The organism is Mesorhizobium sp. ISC11 (genome assembly GCF_037162595.1).
GTDB lineage: Bacteria > Pseudomonadota > Alphaproteobacteria > Rhizobiales > Rhizobiaceae > Mesorhizobium > Mesorhizobium ciceri.
This window is the reverse complement of sequence record NZ_JAVSPW010000001.1, coordinates 6,318,598-6,339,905: the sequence shown is the minus strand read 5'-3', so window position 1 is coordinate 6,339,905 and position 21,308 is coordinate 6,318,598. Positions and strand designations below refer to the sequence as shown.

The window sequence follows — 21,308 nt, the reverse complement described above, 5'->3', positions numbered from 1 at the left end:
CAGAACGCGGCGCTTATGATCAGGACTATGCGGCGATCTTGCCGGGGCCGGCGGGAAACACACCCGACATGACGGTGAAGCCCTTGATGCGCTTGACACGGTCGCACCAGCGCCGAATAGCCGGATAGTCCTGGCGCGGAACCCCGCCTTCCTCCGACAGGATGATGTAAGGAAAACAGGCGATGTCGGCGATGGTCGGGTGACTGGCCGAACAGATCCAGTTGCGGCCCTGCTGTTCGCCGAACCACAGATGCTCGTCGAGGATACGGAAAAGGCGATGCGCGCCGGCACGCGCGGCGTCGATATCGAAGTCATAAAACAGCGCATCGTGCAGGCGGGCGGCCGACGCCGTCGAAGTGATACCGTCTGCAAAGGCCAGCCACTGGCTGATCTCGCCCAGCAGAGCGGGATTGTCCCGCGGATACCAGGTGCCCGACGGATCGTATTTCGAGGCGAGATAGACAAGGATCGCTTGGGCATCGCGCAAGATCAGCTCTTCATCCTCGATGACCGGCAGCTGGCCAAGCGGATTGAGTTTCAGGAACCATTCCGACTTGTGTTCGCGGCCGGGGTAGAAGTCGACCGGCACGGTCTTGTAGTCGATGCCGAGAAAACTCATCAGCAGCCGCAGCTTGTAGCAATTGCCCGACAGTTCGTAGTCGTAAAGCGTGATCATCGGCAGCTCCTAAAGCAATTCCAGGAAATGTGTGTAACGGTTTTCCGTCCGGAATTGCGTAAAACAAACAGTTAGATGTCCAGCACGAGGCGTGCCGATTTGGCGCGCGAAACGCAGGTCATGATCTTGGTTCCGGCCTTCCTCTCGGCATCGTTGAGGTAGACGTCCTGATGGTCCGGTTCGCCCTCGATCACCGTCGCCACGCAAGTGCCGCAGGCGCCTTGCTCGCAAGACGACGGAACATCGATGCCGCTTTCGCGCATGACCTGCATGATCGTCTTGCCCGCCGGCACCTGAAGCGTGACGCAGGAGCGCGCCAGCGCGACCTCGAAGCTCGAACTGTCGTCGATCTTGTTGGTGTTCTTGAAGTACTCGAAATGGACGGCGCTATCCGGCCAGCCCTGCTCGGCCGCGATCTTGCGCGCGGCTTCCAGCATCGGTCCCGGGCCGCAGATGTAGAGATGCATGCCATTGCGATAACCGGCGAGGAGTTGTCGAAGCTCGGCGCCGGTCGCGTCGGGCGAGAGGCCGAGATGCGGCTTCAGCGCATCGCCGAGATGCTTCAGCCGATCGGCAAAGGCGAGGTGTTCCTCGCCTTGCGCGAAATAATGCAGCTCGTGCGCAAGCTCCTGGTTCTTCAGCGCCTGCGCCATGGCGAGCAGCGGCGTGATGCCGATGCCGCCGGCGACGAACAGCGTCTTGATCGCATCGCGGCGCAGCGGGAAGTTGTTGCGTGGCTCGGAAATCGCCAGCACGTCGCCCTCTCGCACCGTCTCATGCATGCATTTCGAGCCACCCTTGGAGTCCCGTTCCAGCTTGACGCCGATGGTGAAGCTGTCGGTTTCACCAGGACCGTTGGTGATCGAATACTGCCTGATCTCGCCATTGGGCATGTGGACGTCGATATGAGCTCCAGGCTGGAACGTCGGCAGGATGCCCTTGATCGGACGAAGCTCGAAGCCTGCGATCCCGTCAGCGGTCTGCCATTTTCTGGCCACGCTGACACGCAGCGCAGCCTTGCGGCCATGCGTGGTCACCTCAGGCATTTCGGCGAGTTCGGCCGAGACCCGTTCGTAGACCGGCTCGAGCGGCGCCGGCGCCGGCGCGTTCGCCACGTCGCGCTCGACCTCGTCGCGCAGCTTGGAAAGCCGCTCATTGTGGTGACGCAGAATGGCAATGCGCGCGGCGCCCTCGGCCTCCTGATCGAGCACGCCGCGGATCACCGAACGGTTGGAATCGACCGGCTGCACGAAGAAAACGCCCTGCGTCTCGGCGCCGCTGGCTCGCGAGCGAAGCGCCACAGCGAAATCCTGGGCGGCTTCGACGAGAATGTCGGCGCCCTCGCCATCGATCGCTCCGTTGGGTTGAAAGCGATAGGCTCTCAGCCTCTCGACGACCTTGTCGGCCGGCGCGTTGACCGCGATGCCGCGCAAGGCGACGAGCTTGCCTTCGGCGAGGCCGGCAATCTCAGGCACCTCCCCGCGCGGCTCTTCCGAGGACCAGACCAAGCCATAACGTTCGACCGCCGGAAAAGTGCGGTTGGTGATGGTGCGGGCGGGTGCATCGGCCGGATGAGCCGGGATATAGGTGCAGCCAGCGGTGCGGTTCGAATAACGCCAGCCGTGATACTGGCATTTCAGTTCGCGCCCGTCATTGATGCCGATCGACAGCCTGACGCCGCGATGCAGGCAGCGGTTCTCCCAGATGTTGACGTAACCGTCATCGGCCCGCCACACGGCGAATTCCCGGCCGAGCAACTGGCCGTGGAAAACGTGGCGAAACGGCAAATCATGGGCAGCGGCGATCGGATGCCACCGGCTTCTGGCTTCTTCCAACATCAATCGTCTCCAAAATGTCTGTCAGGCTGCAGCCGGGATGACCCCGTAGGTCACGCCCTTCTGGCTGAGCCAGCGCCGGTAGGCGATGGCCGACTTGTCAGCGCGGATCGGCGTCTCGGCGCGCGGATCGAGCGGCAGGCGCTTCGGCACCTGGTTTTCCAGGATCGGCTTGTCCTGGCCGAAGATCGTCTGCTGGAAACGCTTGATCACCTTGTCTTCATTGTCTTCGTCGAGCACGCAAAGCAGCATGTGGGCGCGCACATGCTCCTGGTCGACCGGCTGCAGGAAGACGGCGATGACATCGCGCCGGGTCTCGTCGACCGGGCTCGATTTATAGAGCACCGAGCAATAGGGATGCGGCACGCGATAGACGTAGTCGACGTCGGCGCCGCCATCGGACGCCGTCGACGCCATCGGCTGGAAGAAGCGGCAGCGCGTGGCCAGGATCTCGTCGCGATCGACGGAGATCTCGACGTCGTATTCCTTGACTTCGGTATGCGGCTCGACGCCGAGTATGTCGGTATGCACATAGGGGAAGTGGCCCATGTCGAGAAAGTTCTCGATGGCGCGCGGCGCCGAGACGTTGACGCCGAACGTTGCCGCATTGAGCTTGCGGCGGTCCGGCTCTTGATATTCGGGGATCGGGAACAGCTCGGCCGGCGGCGACCCGAGCGAAGTCCAGACATAGCCATAGGCGCTTATTGCAGGCAGCCTGTCGGCGGGTGGAATATGGTCAGCCCTTTGCACATCGGGACGCGAGCGCCAGACGACGGGCTCGCCATCCGCGTCCACCGCAAAGCTGAGGCGCTCCTCGAGCAGAACGGTCTCCTGGACGGCGCCGGGAGCAGCTTCCGCGATGGCGCCCACGGGATGCCAGAGATTGAGGATCACGGGATCAGCGCATTTCGTCATCATGTTATCCCTTCAAATACCCTCGGACGTCATCAGATCTGTGCCGGTATCGCACCATAGGTGACCGCCCTGTCACGCAGCCAGCGCCGATAGGAAACCGAGACGGCATCGGCGCGGATCGGCGTCTCGGCGCGCGGATCGAGCGGCAGGCGCTTGGGGACCTGGTTTTCCAGGATCGGCTTGTCCTGCGCGAAGATCAATTGCATGAAACTGCGCACCGTCGCCGCATCCATGCCCTCCTTGAGGTAGCAGAGATAGGGATGCGCGACACAGTTCTCCTCGTCGACCGGCTGCACGAACAGCGTGATGACATCCAGCCTCCCCTTCTGGATCGGATTGCTCTTGTAGAGCGCCACCGTATAGGGCCGGATCACCTTGTAGATGTACTCGACGACGAACCCTTCCTTCGCGGTCGGCGACGCGATGGGCTGGTAGAATTTGCATTCGGTCGCCAGCACCTCGTCCTGGGGCGTGATTTCCACCTTGTAAGGCACGACCTCGGTATGCGGCTCCTCGCCGAGCCAGCCTGTGTGGATGAAGGGGAAATGCCCCATGTCGAGAAAATTCTCGACGGCGCGAAGGCCCGACACCTTGACCGCGATCGAGCCGCCGCTGACCAGATGTCGATCCGCCTCGTTGGCCTCGGGGATGTAGATGATGTCGCGCCAGGGTTTGTCCAGACAGGTCCAGACGAAGCCATAGCGCTCGGCGCTCTTCAACACGTCGCCGGTATCGTTGCGAACGACTTCGATCTTGTTTGAATGTTTTCGAACGACGAGATCGACCCCAAGCAGGCGGGTCGAAAAGGGCACATCCTGGCTGAGCGATTCCTGGTCAGCGACGATATGCCAGTCGTTCAGAAGCTCGCGGTCGACGCAACGGGTTGCCATCGGCATCCCTCCCAACTCGGCTAGCCCTTCACCACGAACCTAGCCTGACGTTTCGCAATGACGAAATCACAAGATTGGATACCAATCAATGATTTTTTGTCAGCCAAAATCATTTTTTGTGTTGACAGACTATGATGATTGAATTCCGATATGGAAAACCTGAACCTGGGATATGGCACATCCCGAAGCGTCATGTCTTCATCATGGAAAGCCTGCTGATCATGTCGTCGCAAAGGCGGAGAACCGTGCCTTGAGCAGCCGCTCCCAGACGATCGCGGACACGCTGACCCGCGCCATCATCGACCATCGGCTGGTGCCCGGCTGCAAGCTCGGCGAGCGCGAGCTTGCCGAGATATTCGATGTCAGCCGCATCGTGGTGCGTCAGGCCCTGATACGGCTCGCCGATGACGGGCTGGCGCAGATCGAGCGCAACCGCGGCGCCTTCGTCGCCAGGCCAAGCATGCAGGAGGCAATGGAGATTTACGACGCGCTGACCCTTGTCGAACAGGGGGTGGCGGCCCAGCTCAGCGATCGCCTTGGCCCCGCCGGATGGGCCGAGCTGCGCCAGCATGTCGAACGCCAGCGCCAGGCAGTCGCCGCCGGCAACGATGCGCTGGCCGACGTGCTCGGCCAGGAATTCCACACGGTGTTCGTGCGCCTTAGCCGCAACAAGGTGATGCAGGAAATCCATGCCCAGCTGGTGCGCCGCACGACGCTGCTGCGCTCGCTCATTTCAGCCGATTTCGACTATTGCAATCTGCTCGACGATCATTCGAGGGTCGTCGACCTCCTGGAAAAGGGCCGCCTGAAACAGGCCATGGACCTGATCGACACGCATCACCGCACCGTGGTGCGCGGCTACATCATGGATCGCGAGGTGTTTCCGGAGATGACGCCTGCCGAAGCGCTCGCACCCTATCTCGACGGCAAGGCCGACGGAGCAACGATATCGGCTGGATTGAGGCAGGCAAAACCATCCGGGAATGGCGACGGCGCGGTGCACGCGCACGTCCATCTCCCTAACAAAGACCGGGCATCGACAAGCCGGGCATCAACCAAAAAAACCAACAGAGGGTTACCGACATGAACGACCTGACAAGGCGCGGATTCCTGAAATACAGCGGTGCGCTGGGTGCTGCGCTCGGTGCTGGAGGGCTGAGCACGGTCGCCAAGGCTCAAGAGGTGCTCAAGATCGGCGTCGTCTACGTCTCGCCGATCGCCGAAATCGGCTGGACCAAGCAGCACAGCCTTGGCGTCGAGGCGATCAAAGCCGCGTTCGGCGACAAGGCCGAACTCACCGTCATCGACAACATCTTCATGCCGCAGGATGCGGAGCGCATTTTCCGCGAGCTGGCCAGCGCCGGCAACAAACTGATCTTCGGCACCAGCTTTTCGCACGGAACGCCCATGCAGAAAGTGGCGCCGCGGTTCCCCAAGGTGGCTTTCGAACATTGCTCCGGCATCGTCCACCTTGCCAATCTGGGTACCTTTGAAGCCAAATATTACGAGGGCACTTTCGTCGCCGGCGCGGCCGGCGGCTACATGTCGAAATCCGGCAAGATTGGTTTCATCGGCGGCTTTCCGATTCCGGATATCGTCGGCCCGGCCAACGCGCTGCTGCTCGGTGCGCAAAGCGTCAATCCGAACGCCACCTGCAACGCCATCTTCCTGAATTCCTGGTTCGATCCGGGCAAAGAGAAGGAGGCCGCCAAGACGCTGCTTTCGCAAGGCTGCGATGTCATCTGCTCGATGACCGACACGGCGACGGGCGTCCAGGTCGCGGGTGAAGGCGGCGCCTGGTCGATCGGCTACGCCAGCGACATGGCCAAGTTCGCTTCGGGCAAACAGCTGACGTCCTTTGTCCTCGACTGGACCAGCGACTATGTCGGCGCCGCCAAGGCCGTCGCCGCCGGCACCTGGAAGCCGGAAGTGCGCTGGGATGGACTGGCGGCGGGCGTCGTGAAGATGGCGCCCTACAATGACGGCATACCGGCCGACACCAAGGCCAAGCTGAAGCAGCTCGAGGCCGACATCGGCAGCGGCAAGGTGCACCCCTATGGCGGCGAGTTGAAGGACCAGGCCGGCAACCTCAAGGTCGCTGCAGGCTCCGTCCTGGCCGATGACGATGTTCGCGGCATGAACTGGTTCGTCAAAGGCATGATCGGCAAGCTGAGCTGAACGCCATCAAAGAACCAGGGAGGCGCCGAGACCGACCTTCGGCGTCTCTCTGCCTGGTTCCCGTCCAACCTCGCTTCACGCCACGGCAGGACCCGCCATGCATCCGCGTCTAGAACTGCGCAACATTTGCAAGCGCTATCCCGGCGTCGTCGCCAATGACGACGTCTCGCTGTCTATCCAGCCCGGCGAAATCCACGCGGTGCTGGGCGAAAACGGCGCCGGCAAATCGACCCTGATGAAGATCATCTATGGCGCGGCGCAGGCCGATTCCGGCGAGATCTTCTGCGACGGCAATCCGATCGCGGCGCACAACCCGGCGACGTCGCGCGCGCTCGGCATCGAGATGGTCTACCAGCACTTCGCGCTGTTCGAATCCGTTTCAGTGGTCGAGAACATTGCGCTCTCGGCAAGCAGCGCCTTCGATCTGCCCTCGCTTGCCGCCAAGATCCGCGAGCTTTCGCTTCGCTACGGTATGCCGATCGATCCGCATCGCCAGGTGCATGACCTCTCTGTCGGCGAGCGGCAGCGTGTCGAGATCGTGCGCTGTCTGCTGCAGGCGCCCAAGCTTCTTATCCTCGACGAGCCGACTTCCGTGCTGACGCCACAGGCGGTGGTCAAACTGTTCGAGACGCTTCGACAACTCGCCGCTGAAGGCTGCAGCATCGTCTACATCAGCCACAAGCTCGACGAGGTGCAGGAGCTCTGTGACACCGCAACCGTGCTGCGCAACGGCAAGGTCACCGGCACCGCTCGGCCGAAAGAGACGACCTCGCTCGAGCTCGCCCGCATGATGGTCGGCTCGAAGCTGCCGGAAATGCATGTCAGCCCGCCGACCCCGAGCGAGAAGCCAGTGCTTGAGGTCAACAACCTTTCGGTCAAGGCAAGAGACCATTTCGGCGTGGATCTGAAGGACGTCTCCTTCAACGTTCATGGCGGGGAAATCGTCGGCCTGGCGGGAGTGTCCGGAAACGGCCAGGCGGAGCTTATCGCCTTGCTCAGCGGCGAACGCACGCATCACAACAACGACGCGATCAGGATTTGCGGTACCGCTGCCGCTCGCCTTCGTGCCGACGAGCGCCGTAAGCTCGGTCTCGCCTTCGTTCCCGAGGAACGGCTGGGCCGTGGCGCGGTGCCGTCGCATACGCTGTGGGAGAACGCGGTTCTGACCGCCCATCGCTTCGGCACCGTCCGCAACGGCCTGGTCGACCGGCGCAAAGCCAGCGCCTTCGCAGCTGGCATCATCGACAGGTTCAAGGTCAAGGCCAACGGTCCGGCTTCGACGGCACAGAGCCTGTCGGGCGGCAATCTGCAGAAATTCATCGTCGGCCGTGAGATCGCGCTCGAGCCGAAGCTTCTGCTTGTCTCCCAGCCGACCTGGGGCGTCGATGTCGGCGCCAGCGCCTTCATCCGCCAGACCATCGTCGACCTCAGCCGCGCCGGCGCGGCGGTGCTCGTCGTCTCCGAAGAACTCGACGAGCTGTTCGAGATTTGTGACCGGCTTCTGGTGATCTGCCAGGGGCGCGTGTCACCGCCGCTGGTACGCAAGACGACCGACCGCGAAGAGGTCGGGCTGCTGATGACCGGTCGAACGATGGGCACGGATCAAATGGCAATTGGGAGTGGCGACGTTGCGCTTCAGGATTGAACAAAGGCCGGAGCCTTCGGCAACAATGCGCGTCGCGGCGCCGGTGCTGGCGTCGGTTTTGACGCTGGTCGTCGGCTCGATCTTTTTTGCCTCGCTCGGACACGATCCGCTGCCGACGCTCTACGCCTTCTTTGTCGAGCCGTTGAATTCCCTCAACGGTTTGTCGGAATGGCTGCTCAAGGCTTCGCCGCTGATCCTCATTGCGTGTGGGCTGGCTATCGGCTTCCGCGCCAATGTCTGGAACATCGGCGCCGAGGGCCAGTTCACCATGGGCGCGATTGCGGCGAGCGGCGTCGGTCTTTTCTGGCCGAACCCGGACAGCGTGCTGCTGTTGCCGTTGATGTTCGTTGCCGGCATGGGCGCCGGCATGGCATGGGCGGCGATCCCTGCCTTCCTGCGCGCCCGCATGAACACCAACGAGATCCTGGTCACGCTGATGATGACCTACATCGCGACGCTGTTCCTGTCCTATCTCGTGCATGGACCGTGGCGCGATCCGGCCGGTTTCAACTACCCGCAGACGGCACTTCTGCCGACAGCCGCCCTGTTCGAATCCTTCGACCCGGCCTATCGGCTCAACCCTTCGATCTTCATCACCGTCGTCGCCGTGTTCGTGATGTGGCTGTTCACTGACCGCAGCTTCCTTGGCTACAAGATGTCGGTGAGCGGAGCGGCACCGCTTGCCGCCCGCTATGCCGGCTTTCGCGAATCTGCCGCCGTCTGGATCGGGCTGATGGCGGGTGGTGCGGCCGCCGGCATCGCCGGCATGGCGGAAGCCGCCGGGCCGCTCGGCCAGCTCTCGCCGCAGATTTCGCCCGGCTACGGTTTCGCGGCCATCATCGTCGCCTTCATCGGCCGGCTGAACGCCTTCGGCATCGTGCTTGGCGGGCTGTTGATGTCGCTGCTTTTCCTCGGCGGCGAAGGCGTGCAGATGACGCTGGGCCTGCCCTCGGCGCTGACGCGCATCTTCCAGGGCATCCTTCTGTTCTTCCTGCTCGCCGCCGACTTCTTCATTTTTTATCGCATCTGCCTGATACGGCCGGCCCGAGACACGCACGCGCTGGAGACAGCCTGATGGATTTGTTCATCGCCATCTTCACCGGCACCGTCATCGCCGCCACGCCGCTGATATTCGCGGCACTTGGCGAACTGGTGGTCGAGAAGTCCGGCGTGCTCAACCTCGGCATCGAAGGCATGATGCTGATGGGCGCGGCATTGGCTTTCTGGGCCGTCACAGCGGGCTATCCAATGCCGGTTGCGATCCTTGCCGGCGCCCTGGCAGGTGCCGCCGCCTCGCTGCTGTTCGGCGTTCTGGCACTGACCTTCCTCACCAATCAGTATGCGGCCGGACTGGCGCTGGCCATCTTCGGTTCCGGCGTGTCGGCCTTCCTTGGCCGCGGCTTCGGCAGCGAGCCTATCGAGGCGCTGCACGGCATCAACGTCCCTGTTCTGTCCGATCTGCCGCTGATCGGTCCGTTGCTCTTCCGCTTCGATCCGATGGTCTACCTGGCTCTGGTGATGTTCGCTGCCATCAGCTGGTTTCTCTACCGCACGAAGGCCGGGCTGATCCTGCGAACGATCGGCGAGTCACCGCAGACATCGCATGCGATCGGCTATCCCGTGATCAGGATCCGCTACATGGCCGTGCTGTTTGGCGGGGCGATGGCTGGCCTGGCGGGCGCCTATCTGTCCGTCGCCTACACACCGCTCTGGGTCGAGAACATGACTGCCGGCAAAGGCTGGATCGCACTGGCGCTGGTGGTTTTCGCCACATGGCGCCCGCTGCGCATCCTGCTTGGCGCCTGGCTGTTCGGCGGCATGACGATCCTCCAGCTGCAGGGACAGGCGCTCGGACTGGAAGTGCCGTCCGAACTGCTCTCGGCCCTGCCCTATCTCGCGACAATCATCGTTCTGGTGCTGATCTCGCGAAACCGGCAAATGCTGGCGCTACACTTCCCGGCTTCGCTAGCAAGGCCTTTCCGTCCGGCGGGTTGAGCAGCAGGGTCTATTCCCTGTTGTAGGGAATGCCGAGCGCCACTGGCTGATGGGTGCGCGACCGCAAGCCCGCAAGCAGCACAAGTGACGCCACATAGGGCAAGACGAGGAACAACTGGTGGGGGACAGGAATCCCCACCACTTGCGCATGGATGCCCAACGCCTCCAGAAACGCGAAGATGAAGATCGCTCCAACGATCCGGAACGGCATCCAGTTGCCGGCGATGATCGCGACCACGACCAGCCAGCCGCGGCCGGCAATGAGATCGGGAACGAACTTATCCGAATAGCCAAGCATCAGGAAGGCGCCGCCGAAGCCGGACATCATGCTGCCGAACATGATCGCGAGGCACTGCCTGAGGCCGACGTGCAGGCCCTTGACGTCAAGCGCCTTCGGATTTTCGCCGACACAGCGCACCTCAAGGCCGTATTTCGTTCGGTAGAGAAAGAACCAGACGAGGATGGGCACCAGGAAGCTGACATAGGTCAGCAGGCGTTGGGAAAACAGCACCGGCCCCAGGATCGGAATATCCGACAGATAGGGGATCGGAACCTGGTCGAAGCCGATGAAGGTCGGCGCCTCGCGGCCGCCAATATAGGCCTGGAACCAGAACAGCGTCACGCCCGATGCCAGGAGATTAAGGGCAAGGCCGGCTACGAATTGCTCGGCCTTCAAAACAATCGTGACGAACGACATGATCAGGCTGCTCGCGGCGCAGGCCAGGATGGCTATCGCCAGAGCCAGCCAAGGCGATCCGGTTGTTGAGGCAACCATGTAGGCGACAATGGCGCCAATCAGCATGGTGCCTTCGACAGCGATGTTCCAGATGCCCGCGCGCTGCGTGACAAGTTCGCCCATTGCCGAAAAAAGCAATGGCGTGGCAATGCGGACCATCGCCGCCAGGAGGCTTATCAGAAGCGGGCCCTGCAGCAGCTCAAGCATGGACTTCCCTCCTCACGATCTGAAGGCGCGTTGCGACGGCGGCACTGAGAAAGAACAAAAGCACCAGCCCTTCCATCGCCGACACCAGGCCTGCCGGCGTGCCACTCTTCAGCCGCATGTAGATCGTGCCGCTTTCCAGCGCGCCGAAGAACAGGGCGGCGATCATCACGCCGCTCGGGCGCAGTCCTCCCACCATGGCAACGACGATCCCCGAACTGCCGATGCCAAGCAGCGTCTCGGCACGCAGCCGGTGCGAGACACCGAAAAGCTCGCCGGCGCCAGCCAGTCCCGCCAGGGCCCCCGACATCAGCATGACGGTCAGCAGAAGCCGGCGCACATTGGTGCCGCGAAACGTCAGCGCGGTCGGGTTTGAGCCGAACGCGCGGATTTCGTAGCCCAGCGACGTCTTGTCGAGCAGCACCGCTGCGAATGCCGAGGCGGCGAGAGCGAACAGGAAGCCGACATGCAGCTTTCCCGCCCCAACGGCCAAGAGGATCGGCCACTCCAGACTTGGATCGATGGGCGGCGACTGGTGATAGGATACGGTCACGCCTGTCGCCATCCAGGGGCCGCCATCGAGAAGGTAGGCGAGCAGGTACATGACGACGTAATTCAGCATCACCGTCGAAATGATCTCGCTGGTGCCGAACCTGGTTTTCAGTGCGCCGGCCAACAGGCCGAGCACGCCGCCGCCCGCCATTCCGGCCAGCGCGAGTGTGCAGACGGCCAGCCAGCCTGGCAATGGCGCTATCCAGAAACTCACCCAATAGGCGGCCATCGCGCCGGCGAACACCTGCCCCTCCTGGCCGATGTTCCAGATCTTGGCCCTGAATGCGAACACCGTGCCCAGCCCGACAAGCAACAGCGGGGTCGCCTTCGCCAGCGAACCGAGCAATGCGCCTTGGCTGCCGAATGCGCCGACGATCAGGGCCGTGAAGGCCCTTGCAGGATCGCCGCCGGAAAGCCTCAGCAAAACAGCGGAAGCCAGGAGAGCACCTGATATCGCCGCCGAATAGCAGACGACGTTCCATCCCAGGCTGCTGCCCGAGCGTCGTTGAAATGAAATCATTGAATTCCCTGCGTAAGCTGGCTGGCATCGCCTGCCATCATCATTCCAAGTTCGAGGAGGCTGGTCTCCTCGGGTCGCACGATGCCCATGATCCGGCCCTTGAACATGACCGCTATGCGATCGCAAAGGCGCAGCAGGTCTTCGAGTTCCTCTGAGGCCAGGAGGATCGCAAAGCCCGCGGCCCGCTTTTCCAGGATTTTCTCGTAGACGAATTCGGAGGCCGCAACGTCGAGCCCTCGCGTCGGCTGGTTGGCCAGCAACAGCCGCCGCGCATGCTGGAACTCGCGGGCAAGAATGACACGCTGCGCATTGCCCCCCGACAGTCGCTCCACCGGGAGGTCCGCCGAGGCGGTCGCGACCTTGTATTCGTCGATCTTGCGCCTCGCCAACTCAGCCAGTTTGCGGCGATCGAGGAACGGACCACGACAATATTCCGGCGATCGCTGCCAGCCGAGGACAAGGTTTTCGGCGGTTCCGAACTCCGGGATCAACCCTTCGAGGAAACGATCGTCCGGAATGAAACCCACGCCGCTGTCGAGAATCTGGCGAGACGTCGGCGCGGTGACCGGGCTTCCTTCCAGCGAGAAACCGCCCGATTGAAGCGCGCGGACTCCCATCAATACCTCGAACAGTTCCTTCTGGCCGTTGCCGGCAACGCCAGCCAGCCCGAGAACCTCGTTGGCGGCGACGGTAAACGTCACGTCCTTGAGGACATCCTCGCCCCATTCGCCAACCGCCGACACCTTTTCGACCGAGAGGATTTCTCCCGCCGGCGTGACGGAATTGTCCCTGACGTTTTTCGTCACCTTGTGCCCGACCATGAGGGCGGTAATCGCCTCGGCTGTCGTATTGGCGGTGTCCACCGTAGCGACGACCTTGCCTTTGCGCAGGATGGTGACCCTGTCGGATTGCATCACCTCGCGCAGCTTGTGACTGATCAGGACAATCGACAATCCACGCTTGCGCATCCCATCAAGGATGACGAAGAGCTGGTCGGATTGCTGCGGCGTCAGGACCGCCGTCGGTTCGTCCAGGATCAGCAGCTCGGCACCGAAATAGAGCGCTTTGAGGATTTCCACCCATTGCTGTTCACCGACCGACAATTGCCAGATTTCGCGATCGAGGTCGATGTCGATGCCGCAGTCCCTGCAGAGGCCGAGAACCCTGCGGCGGGCATCGGCCTTCCTCAGCAGCAACCCGACATCGGCACTGCCGACGATGATGTTTTCGAGCACGGTGAAGTTCGACACCAGCACGAAATGCTGGTGAACCATGCCGATGCCTAACCGCAAGGCATCGGCGGGAGAGTTCAATTCCACCACCTCGCCCTTGAAGCGTATCTCGCCGCTATCGGCTTTGTAGTAGCCGTAGAGGCAGGACGACAGCGTCGACTTGCCTGCCCCGTTTTCACCGAAAAGGCAGTGGATCTCACCCTTGCGGATATCGAGATTAACCCCGTCATTGGCAATGACGCGGCCAAATCGCTTGGTAAGGTTCTGAACGTTCAGCAGGTCTTCCATTGGGTCGCACCGGGCTGCCTGGTTGATGTGTCTTACTTCACCTCGGCGGTGTTGAGCGGAACGACAAACTTGCCGGAAAGAATCTCCTGCCGCTTGGCAGATATTTCGCCCTTCACCGCCTGCGGGATCTTGCCGTCGAAATCATGATAGGGTGCGATGTCGGTGCCGCCTTCGGCCATCGAAAACCATTTCGGTTCGGCGTTGCCATTGAATTGCGCACCGGCCTTGTGTTTCAGCCATTCGCCGATGATCCAGTTGAGATCGGGTTTCCAGCTGATGATGGCGCTGGACGCAATGGCGTCGGGCGCGACCTTGCTCTGGTCGTTGATGTTGGCGAAGCACATGATCTTGTGCTCCTGGCAGGGCTTGAAATTGTCGGTCAGCATGAAAACGACGTCGGCGCCGGCCGCGATCTGCACATTGGCATGCTCAGCCGCCAGCGCATTGTCGGACCACGAGCCGATGAACGAAAGCCGATGCTGGATGTCCGGCCTGATCGACTTTGCACCCTCGAAGAACGCATTGATCTGGTCGTTGACGTCATTGGCTGGAAAGGTGCCGACGATGCCAACCATGCCTGTCTTGGTGGTATGGCCAGCCAGCATCCCAAGCAGGTAGGAAGGCTCATGCAGCCGCTTGTAGATCCAGTATTGATTTGGCCCGGCTGGGTGATTGCCGGAGCCGGTGACAACAAACATCAGGTCGGGGAACTCGACGCTCAGCTTCTGGACCTGGTCCGAATAGGTGCCATGGCCCCAGATGATGTCGTATTCACCACTCTCTGCGTAGAAACGCATGGCGTTCTCAGCATCGTCTCCGTACAGCGGATCGGTATGTTCCCATGCAATCTCCAGCCCCTCGGGCCTTTCCTGTTTCAGTTGCTCAAGCGCGTCGAGCAGTGTCCGGTCCCAGCCGACGTCAGGCAGGTCCTGCAGGATAACAGCCAGTTTCAGCGTCTTTGGAACATCCGCGAATGAGCGTACAAGCCCCGACAGAAGCAGGGCGCCCGCCGTGCCCAGGATTGCCGTGCGTCGCGTAATGGTATTCGTCATCGCTTGATCCTCTCATTCCAGTCCGAGAACTGTCCAATGCCGCCCTGTCGTCATCCGGATGTTCTTGTCTTTTCCGGTTGCCTACTTGGAGGCGGCGATCGCCTGGACAACGTCCCCATGGCGTTGTTGGCAGCCGGTCTTCGGGCTTAGGTCCGAAACTTCCACGGCGAAGGTCGGCTAACAATGGCTGCGATTTCTTTCGCGCATATCCACAATTAATCATGTCCGAAAATGCGCCCATGACTAGAGCATAGTGCCGAAAAGTGTGAAGCGGTTTTCACGGACAAACGGAAACCGTTTGTCCAGACATCATGCTCTATCTCTTTGATCTAGAGGCGGATTCCGATTTCAGGTCGATTCGACCTGAAATCATCCGGCTCTAGTGTGCGCCGATACCGTTGCCGGCCACGACGCCATAACGCAGGCCCCTTTCGCGCAGCCAGCGGCGGTAGGCGGCCGACGCGGCGTCGGCGCGGATCGGCACCTCGGAACGGGGATCCAGCGGCAGCCTCTTCGGAACCTGATTCTCCAGGATCGGCTTGTCCTGACCCAGGATGGTCTGATGAAATCGCCTCAGCGTCGCGAGGTCGCGGATCTCATCCAGCAAGCAGATGACGATATGGACGAGCACCCAGTCCTCTTCGACCGGCTGTCCGAACAGCGCGATGACGTCGCGTCGGTCGCGTTGCCGAGACCCCGTCTTGTAAAGGACGGCGCAGAACGGGTGCGGCACCCGGTAGATGTATTCCGTATCGGCCCCTGTCGTCGAACCCGCATTCGCCTGCGGCTGGTAGAACTCGCAATCGGTGACCATTATTTCGGGTGGCTCGGCCGAAACCTGCACTTTGTAACGCTTGACCTCGGTGTGCGGCTCCTCGCCGAGAATGCCGGTGTGGACGAATGGGAAATGCCCCATGTCGAGAAAGTTCTCGACGGCCCTGGGCGCCGATACGTTTACCCTTACGACGCCCTGGATGATGTGGCGGCGATCGGCTTCGGAAAATTCCGGAATCTCGAACAGGTCGCGCTCCGGCGTGCCGAGCGTCGTCCAGACATAGCCGAACCGCTCGATGACAGGTAGCTCTGTTTGGGCAGCTTCGACGGTAGCGTGGCCTTGCCAGACGGCGGCCTTGCCCTCGCGCCGGCCAACGGCAATCGGCTCACCGAGCAGGACCGTCCTCACCGCCCGATCGATCGGCAAGTCCTCGACACAGGCGACGACATGCCAGTCGTTGAGCGCAACGGGATCGAGATGAGAGAAATTGCTCATGGTGCTGTCCAGCCTGGAATGTCTGTTGTCGGTGAACGGATCTGGCCAAGGCGCGACCGGCAACCAGGTTGCAAGACATCGGTCCGTTGCCTGACGCCGGATCAACCCTGATTGCCCGACAATTCATTTGTGCCTGGAAAACCGCCATGTCCGCTCTTGAGGAAAGCATATCGCCAGTTCACCCGCCGGTTCTGGAGGCAATGCTTGCCTCGTCACCCGGAGGCACGTGGGCAACCATCAGGCGTTGCGCTTCTGCTCTCTGAGCTCGGTCGGTGAACAGTCGAACGCCAGCTTGACCTGCCGCGAGAAATGATAGGGGTTCTTGTAGCCGACCTGGTAGGCGATCTCGCTGATCGACAGTCCTGTCCGCTGCAGCAGATGCGTGCCGTAATCGAGGCGGCAACGCCACAGATATTTGGCCGGCGTCATGCCGAGATGTTTCTTGAACGCCGAGACCAGATATTGCGGGCTGACGCGCACCTGCTGCGCCACCCGCTCGATCGACAGATCGGCGGCAAAGTTCTCTTCGAGGAAACGGCGTGCCTGCAGGATCGTCTGCGGGATCGGCCGCTCCGCCTCGATCACCTCGGCCTCGTAGATGAAGGCGTGGAGCAAGGCGTTGGTCAGCGACTCGCGAACACCACTGCGGCCGCCACGCTCGCCGAGGCCAAGATCAACACCCAACTGCATGAGGGTGTGGACCATCGGCGAGGCGACGATGAACGGCGCGAACTTCTCGCGCTCCTTGTACAGCCACGCCGCGTTCTGCGGCCGGCCATCGCACCAGCTGACATGGGTCAGCGTTTCCGGCGCCACCGACGTCATGTAGCGATCACGCGTGAGCGACAGAGCACATTGTCCTGCCTCCAGTTGCAGGACGCTGTCATCCGCCTCGAGCGTCAGGGATCCGACGTGGACAAGCATGAAGGCCAGATAGTCGCCACCGATCGGCCCGTAGTCGCCGCCATTCTCATAGGTTAGTTCGCCGAAGGTGTTCTCGCGGCTAAGGTCGATCGGTGGCAGGCGCATATCGGCTTCCCCCTGTCAGACTGCCGGTGCCATGCAAATGAAGTCGATCCGCGTTCCGGCTGCGTCTCCAATTGTCGAAGCTATGGCCTCGTGACGCAAGATACCGCCAATCAACCTGCTCATGGCGGCAGACCGATGCTTCCACGCGCACAGGCCCAGGCTAGCCGAGGCGATCCGCCAGGCGATCTGCAGAGAGGCCGCCCTTGAACGCTCGCTGGTCAACGGCTTGTCGAGATCGACGTCGAGCCGCGCTGGCCAGTCGTCGTCACTCGGGTGGGATCACACTGGTGGACATAGCCGGAATGAAGGGCGCCTTGGTCAAAGGCGCCCTTCGCATCGGCGGCGCGCTTCGGTCCTGGAGGTACGGACTCAAGCATTTTGAGAGGAGCCACCCGATGAGCTCACTGGGCCGGCTTGCCCAGCGAGCATTCGTATATTTCGGCGAAGTGCTACAACAATCCGCTAGAAGTCGCGCTGGAAGCGGAGGAGGCCGCCGACGCTATTCTCTTTCGTAGCGCCGACCCAGTTACGGTTGTCAATCTGGCCAAACTTGCCATCGTGGTTATAGTCAACTTCGGCCGTGACCGTGAAGCCGGGGACGACATCGTAGGCAACGTTTGCCGCGACACCGTAATTCTTGTCATCGTCAGCGGAAACCTGGAGATTGAACGAGGTCTTCTCGTTGAACTTGTAGGTGCCGCCTCCCCAGACTGCCCAGTTGCCGCCCCACTGCTTATAGAAGTTGCGGTCGATGTTCTTGTCGGTGCCGTAGCCGGCCATCAAGAACAGAGACAGAGCGCTCGAAGCGTTCACGTCCAAGCGAACCTTGCCGGCATATTCTTCGAAGGTGCTGTCATAAGCAGCGACGCCCGTGATCGCGCCCCAGCCCTGCGTGTACTTCACGCCGCCGACGACATGCGGGACATAGCTGTCGATCGTGTCGTAACCCGAACTGATGTACGCGAAAGGCGGGACGCCGGTCGGGCCAGCGCTGCCGCTACCTTCTTCGAGGGAAACCACGCCCGACAAACCGTTGCCGAGGTCGAAGTAGTACTGGACGACGTTGCTGTCGAAGCCGCCATAGGGGACGATCGTGTCGTTGATGACGTTGCCGGCGTAACCGATGAAGGTGTCGAAGGCCGGGTCGTCCTTACCGACGCGCAGACCACCGATCTGGATCCAGGCGAAGTTCAGCGTAATGCCCGTGTTGCGGGCCTGCCAGTTGTTGCGGCTGTCGTTGGTCGTGGCCTGGTTGGCATAGTCGCCGAAGCTGTTGCCGAAGTTGAAGCGGGTCTCGGTGTAGGTCTTCAACGTGCCGAGTTCGGTTTCCTGGCCGGTCCAGGTCTTCAGGTTGAAGCGGGCATTCTTCCAGTAGGTCGAGTGGTCGTCTTCGCCCATGCTGTCAGGAACGTGATTGACGCCATCGAACGAACCGGCATCACCCACGCCGACGTCGTAGCGGACATAGCCGCCGATGCGCAGGCAGGTTTCGGTGCCGGGGATGTAGAAGTAACCAGCGCCGTAGACGTCGCAGATCTTGACGTATTCAGCGGGTTCCGGCTCGGCAACAACGACGGCGTCGGCGGCGCGCGCACCGGAAACTGCGATCAGAGCCGCAGCTGAGCCGAAAAGAAGGCTCTTGATGTTCATTTTCCTCTCCATTCAAAAGATCAAAAAAAGCCAGGGTATCTTTCGAGGCTGGCAACCCGCTCCCCGGAAAACGCCGCACCCATGGATCCAAGCTCCTCCTGCCGTCCGCAGCCGAAGGCGCCACTTCCGTCAATCGACGGAAATTGCTTGCAAAATGGCTCGGACGACAAACTTGGCGGTGGATGTATGCGGTGATTTCGCGATGACGTTAGGACAGGCGCAACTCGTCACGAATGGCGCTGCTACGCAAAACCATATCTGTGGCTAATGCCCTGTCCGCGGCAGCCATGTATCTGCCTGTGGCGCGCTCCCCGGACGGTCAACCGGGTCTGGGCTCGTAGATCGGGAATGCCTCGCAAAGCTCCTCGACCGACCGCCGAGCCGCCTTCTCCTGTTCGGCGCCCCATTGCGTTCCGACCGCATCCAGCACGTCGGCTATGAGATTGCCGACACGGGCAAACTCGCCCTCGCCGAAACCGCGCGTGGTGGCGGCCGGTGTGCCCAGCCGTATACCGGAGGTGACGGCAGGCGGCGCCGGATCGAAAGGAATGCCGTTCTTGTTGCAGGTCAGCCCTGCCCTGCCCAACGCCTCCTCCGCGTCCTTGCCGGACAGGCCCTTGCCGCGCAGGTCGACCAGCAGCAGATGCGTATCGGTTCCGCCGGAGACAATGTCGAATCCGCGCTCGCCAAGCGTCGCGGCCAGCTTTCTGGCATTCGCCACCATCTGCCGGGCATAGGTCTTGAACCCGTCCTCCAAGGCTTCACCCAGGGCAACGGCCTTGGCAGCAATGACATGCATCAGCGGGCCTCCCTGCAGGCCAGGGAACACCGCCGAATTCAGCTTCTTGGCGATGTCCTGGTTGTTGGTCAGGATCATGCCGCCGCGCGGGCCGCGCAGCGTCTTGTGCGTCGTGGTGGTGACGATATCGGCGACCTCGACCGGGTTGGGATGCACGCCGCCGGCGACCAGGCCGGCGAAATGCGCCATGTCGACCATCATCAGCGCGCCGACGGCATCGGCGATCGCCCGGATGCGCTTGAAGTCGATGATGCGCGGATAGGCCGATCCACCCGCGATAATCAGCTTTGGCCGTATTTCCCGCGCCTTGGCCTCCAGCTCCTCATAGTCGATAAGGCAGTCGCTCTGGCGCACGCCGTATTGCACGGCGTTGAACCATTTTCCCGACAGTGTCGGCCGGGCACCGTGCGTCAGATGCCCGCCGGCGGCGAGCGACAGACCCATGAAGGTGTCGCCCGGCTTCAGCATGGCGAGCATCACCGCGCCATTGGCCTGGGCGCCGGAATGCGGCTGCACATTGGCGTGCGCCGCGCCAAACAGCCGGCAGGCCCTGTCGATGGCAGCCGCTTCGGCCAGATCGACATATTGGCAGCCGCCGTAGTAGCGGTGCCCCGGATAGCCCTCGGCATATTTGTTGGTCATCACCGAGCCTTGTGCCTCCAGCACAGCCGGCGAAACGATATTTTCGGATGCGATCAGCTCGATTTCGGACCGCTGCCGGCCCATCTCGCGTGCAATCGCATCGGCGACCACCGCATCCTGGAGCTTGAGGTTCCTCTGGAAAAAGCCGGTCATTCTGCTCGTCTCCTGGCGGCAAAAGGCGGACACGGTTTTCGGCGTCGCCATGCCTGGTGTTGGAACTGAAACGGGGAGCTAGTTCACTGCGTCAGGCGGGGTGCGGCCTTCGAAGAAGGCCGACAGATTGTCGATCACCCGCATGCCCATTGCGATGCGCGTTTCGCTGGTGGCGCTACCCAGATGGGGCAGCAGCACGACATCTTCACGCTCCGTCAAGGCGCGCGGCACGAACGGCTCCGTCTCGAACACGTCGAGCCCGGCACCAGTAATCCGACGCTCACGCAGCGCCTGGACCAGTGCGTCCTCATCCACCACATCGCCACGCGCGGTGTTGACCAGGAAGGCTGATTTCTTCATGCGGGCAAGACGACGTTCGTTGATGAGGCGGGTGTTTTCGCCACCGCCCGGACAATGCAGCGACACGAAATCCGAGGCCGCCAGCACCTCGTCCACAGTCGCCAGCTGCCGCGCCGGCATGCCGGGGTGGGGAACCGGCTGGCTGTCGAAGAAGACGACCTCCATGCCGAAGCCGAAGTGACAGCGCCTGGCCATGGCCTGGCCGATCCTTCCCATGCCGATGATGCCGACGGTCTTGCCGCTGACCTGGGTGCCGCAGAGATGCGTCGGCCGCCAGCCGGTCCATTTGCCGGAGCGCAGCTCGCGCTCGCCCTCTCCGGCACGGCGCGCGCACATCAAAAGCAGCGTCATGGCGAGATCGGCGGTGGCATCGGTCAACACGGCGGGCGTGTTGGTGACGATCAGCCCTGCTGCGCTGGCGGCGGCAATGTCGATGTGGTTGAAGCCGACACCGAAATTGCCAAGTATTCTTGCCCTGACCCCGCCTGCAAAGAGATCCGCGCCAAGCCGATCGGTTACGGTCGGCAGCACGGCATCGGCAAGCAGCAGGGCCTGGCGAAGCTCTTGTTGCTCATAGGGCCGATCGGCTTCATTCAGCGTGACATCGAAATGGTCGCCAAGGCGCTGTTCGACCTCATGCGGCCAGCGCCGGGTAACGATTACCTTCGGTTTGCTCATGGCTACGAT

Annotated in this window: 18 protein-coding genes; 5 read left to right on the top strand and 13 right to left on the bottom strand. The window is 61.9% G+C overall.

The window, feature by feature from the left end:
• Positions 1-25: 25 nt before the first annotated feature.
• The 4 genes from RPF88_RS30545 to RPF88_RS30530 form a co-directional block, all read right to left on the bottom strand.
• A complete protein-coding gene (locus RPF88_RS30545) occupies positions 26-676 on the bottom strand; it encodes a glutathione S-transferase family protein (RefSeq protein WP_063168879.1) in 651 nt (216 codons plus the stop codon).
• 71 nt (positions 677-747) lie between these two features.
• Positions 748-2,514 carry a Rieske 2Fe-2S domain-containing protein gene (locus RPF88_RS30540; RefSeq protein WP_024505098.1) on the bottom strand — a complete coding sequence of 589 codons (1,767 nt, stop codon included), beginning with the start codon at positions 2,512-2,514 and terminating at the stop codon, positions 748-750.
• Between the two features lie 21 nt (positions 2,515-2,535).
• A complete protein-coding gene (locus tag RPF88_RS30535) occupies positions 2,536-3,429 on the bottom strand; it encodes an aromatic ring-hydroxylating oxygenase subunit alpha (RefSeq protein WP_013529897.1) in 894 nt (297 codons plus the stop codon).
• Positions 3,430-3,458: 29 nt separating this feature from the next.
• Positions 3,459-4,316, bottom strand: coding sequence for an aromatic ring-hydroxylating oxygenase subunit alpha (locus tag RPF88_RS30530; RefSeq protein ID WP_032809603.1), 858 nt, complete (start codon positions 4,314-4,316; stop codon positions 3,459-3,461).
• 250 nt (positions 4,317-4,566) lie between these two features.
• On the opposite strand from RPF88_RS30530, the gene RPF88_RS30525 reads away from it, so the two are divergent.
• The 5 genes from RPF88_RS30525 (at position 4,567) to RPF88_RS30505 (ending at position 10,134) form a co-directional block, all read left to right on the top strand.
• On the top strand, positions 4,567-5,403 hold the full coding sequence (locus RPF88_RS30525; RefSeq protein ID WP_013529895.1) for a GntR family transcriptional regulator: 837 nt from the start codon (positions 4,567-4,569) through the stop codon (positions 5,401-5,403).
• The gene (locus RPF88_RS30520) at positions 5,400-6,494 is read left to right on the top strand and encodes a BMP family ABC transporter substrate-binding protein (protein ID WP_013529894.1); all 1,095 of its coding nucleotides are present in this window, start codon (positions 5,400-5,402) and stop codon (positions 6,492-6,494) included. Before RPF88_RS30525 ends, RPF88_RS30520 begins: the two co-directional genes overlap by 4 nt.
• A 97-nt stretch (positions 6,495-6,591) precedes the next feature.
• Positions 6,592-8,139, top strand: a complete 1,548-nt coding sequence (locus RPF88_RS30515; protein WP_337123795.1) for an ABC transporter ATP-binding protein — start codon at positions 6,592-6,594, stop codon at positions 8,137-8,139.
• On the top strand, positions 8,123-9,214 hold the full coding sequence (locus tag RPF88_RS30510; protein WP_337123794.1) for an ABC transporter permease: 1,092 nt from the start codon (positions 8,123-8,125) through the stop codon (positions 9,212-9,214). The genes RPF88_RS30515 and RPF88_RS30510 overlap by 17 nt, the downstream gene beginning before the upstream one ends.
• On the top strand, positions 9,214-10,134 hold the full coding sequence (locus RPF88_RS30505; protein ID WP_127368539.1) for an ABC transporter permease: 921 nt from the start codon (positions 9,214-9,216) through the stop codon (positions 10,132-10,134). The genes RPF88_RS30510 and RPF88_RS30505 overlap by 1 nt, the downstream gene beginning before the upstream one ends.
• Positions 10,135-10,144: 10 nt before the next feature.
• Here RPF88_RS30505 and RPF88_RS30500 read toward each other — a convergent pair whose 3' ends face one another.
• The 9 genes from RPF88_RS30500 to RPF88_RS30460 form a co-directional block, all read right to left on the bottom strand.
• Entirely contained in the window at positions 10,145-11,077 is a 933-nt protein-coding gene (locus tag RPF88_RS30500) for an ABC transporter permease (RefSeq protein ID WP_013529890.1), read from the bottom strand.
• On the bottom strand, positions 11,070-12,146 hold the full coding sequence (locus tag RPF88_RS30495; protein WP_013529889.1) for an ABC transporter permease: 1,077 nt from the start codon (positions 12,144-12,146) through the stop codon (positions 11,070-11,072). Before RPF88_RS30495 ends, RPF88_RS30500 begins: the two co-directional genes overlap by 8 nt.
• Entirely contained in the window at positions 12,143-13,666 is a 1,524-nt protein-coding gene (locus RPF88_RS30490) for an ABC transporter ATP-binding protein (RefSeq protein ID WP_337123793.1), read from the bottom strand. Before RPF88_RS30490 ends, RPF88_RS30495 begins: the two co-directional genes overlap by 4 nt.
• 32 nt (positions 13,667-13,698) lie before the next feature.
• A complete protein-coding gene (locus RPF88_RS30485) occupies positions 13,699-14,718 on the bottom strand; it encodes a BMP family protein (RefSeq protein WP_013529887.1) in 1,020 nt (339 codons plus the stop codon).
• Between the two features lie 379 nt (positions 14,719-15,097).
• On the bottom strand, positions 15,098-15,988 hold the full coding sequence (locus tag RPF88_RS30480) for an aromatic ring-hydroxylating dioxygenase subunit alpha (RefSeq protein ID WP_337123792.1): 891 nt from the start codon (positions 15,986-15,988) through the stop codon (positions 15,098-15,100).
• 237 nt (positions 15,989-16,225) lie between these two features.
• A complete protein-coding gene (locus RPF88_RS30475) occupies positions 16,226-17,017 on the bottom strand; it encodes a helix-turn-helix domain-containing protein (protein WP_013529886.1) in 792 nt (263 codons plus the stop codon).
• A 462-nt stretch (positions 17,018-17,479) separates the two neighbouring features.
• Positions 17,480-18,667 carry a porin gene (locus RPF88_RS30470; RefSeq protein WP_063172972.1) on the bottom strand — a complete coding sequence of 396 codons (1,188 nt, stop codon included), beginning with the start codon at positions 18,665-18,667 and terminating at the stop codon, positions 17,480-17,482.
• A 319-nt stretch (positions 18,668-18,986) separates the two neighbouring features.
• On the bottom strand, positions 18,987-20,261 hold the full coding sequence (glyA, locus tag RPF88_RS30465; RefSeq protein ID WP_337123791.1) for a serine hydroxymethyltransferase: 1,275 nt from the start codon (positions 20,259-20,261) through the stop codon (positions 18,987-18,989).
• Positions 20,262-20,339: 78 nt separating this feature from the next.
• Positions 20,340-21,299 carry a 2-hydroxyacid dehydrogenase gene (locus RPF88_RS30460; RefSeq protein ID WP_337123790.1) on the bottom strand — a complete coding sequence of 320 codons (960 nt, stop codon included), beginning with the start codon at positions 21,297-21,299 and terminating at the stop codon, positions 20,340-20,342.
• Positions 21,300-21,308 lie beyond the last annotated feature (9 nt).

What these genes read in the sequence shown, in the direction of transcription:
- RPF88_RS30545 (WP_063168879.1), bottom strand. Translation starts at nt 676, where the DNA reads ATGATCACGCTTTACGACTACGAACTGTCGGGCAATTGCTACAAGCTG.
- RPF88_RS30540 (WP_024505098.1), bottom strand. Translation starts at nt 2,514, where the DNA reads ATGTTGGAAGAAGCCAGAAGCCGGTGGCATCCGATCGCCGCTGCCCAT.
- RPF88_RS30535 (WP_013529897.1), bottom strand. Translation starts at nt 3,429, where the DNA reads ATGATGACGAAATGCGCTGATCCCGTGATCCTCAATCTCTGGCATCCC.
- RPF88_RS30530 (WP_032809603.1), bottom strand. Translation starts at nt 4,316, where the DNA reads ATGGCAACCCGTTGCGTCGACCGCGAGCTTCTGAACGACTGGCATATC.
- RPF88_RS30520 (WP_013529894.1), top strand. Translation starts at nt 5,400, where the DNA reads ATGAACGACCTGACAAGGCGCGGATTCCTGAAATACAGCGGTGCGCTG.
- RPF88_RS30515 (WP_337123795.1), top strand. Translation starts at nt 6,592, where the DNA reads ATGCATCCGCGTCTAGAACTGCGCAACATTTGCAAGCGCTATCCCGGC.
- RPF88_RS30505 (WP_127368539.1), top strand. Translation starts at nt 9,214, where the DNA reads ATGGATTTGTTCATCGCCATCTTCACCGGCACCGTCATCGCCGCCACG.
- RPF88_RS30500 (WP_013529890.1), bottom strand. Translation starts at nt 11,077, where the DNA reads ATGCTTGAGCTGCTGCAGGGCCCGCTTCTGATAAGCCTCCTGGCGGCG.
- RPF88_RS30495 (WP_013529889.1), bottom strand. Translation starts at nt 12,146, where the DNA reads ATGATTTCATTTCAACGACGCTCGGGCAGCAGCCTGGGATGGAACGTC.
- RPF88_RS30490 (WP_337123793.1), bottom strand. Translation starts at nt 13,666, where the DNA reads ATGGAAGACCTGCTGAACGTTCAGAACCTTACCAAGCGATTTGGCCGC.
- RPF88_RS30485 (WP_013529887.1), bottom strand. Translation starts at nt 14,718, where the DNA reads ATGACGAATACCATTACGCGACGCACGGCAATCCTGGGCACGGCGGGC.
- RPF88_RS30480 (WP_337123792.1), bottom strand. Translation starts at nt 15,988, where the DNA reads ATGAGCAATTTCTCTCATCTCGATCCCGTTGCGCTCAACGACTGGCAT.
- RPF88_RS30475 (WP_013529886.1), bottom strand. Translation starts at nt 17,017, where the DNA reads ATGCGCCTGCCACCGATCGACCTTAGCCGCGAGAACACCTTCGGCGAA.
- RPF88_RS30470 (WP_063172972.1), bottom strand. Translation starts at nt 18,667, where the DNA reads ATGAACATCAAGAGCCTTCTTTTCGGCTCAGCTGCGGCTCTGATCGCA.
- glyA (WP_337123791.1), bottom strand. Translation starts at nt 20,261, where the DNA reads ATGACCGGCTTTTTCCAGAGGAACCTCAAGCTCCAGGATGCGGTGGTC.
- RPF88_RS30460 (WP_337123790.1), bottom strand. Translation starts at nt 21,299, where the DNA reads ATGAGCAAACCGAAGGTAATCGTTACCCGGCGCTGGCCGCATGAGGTC.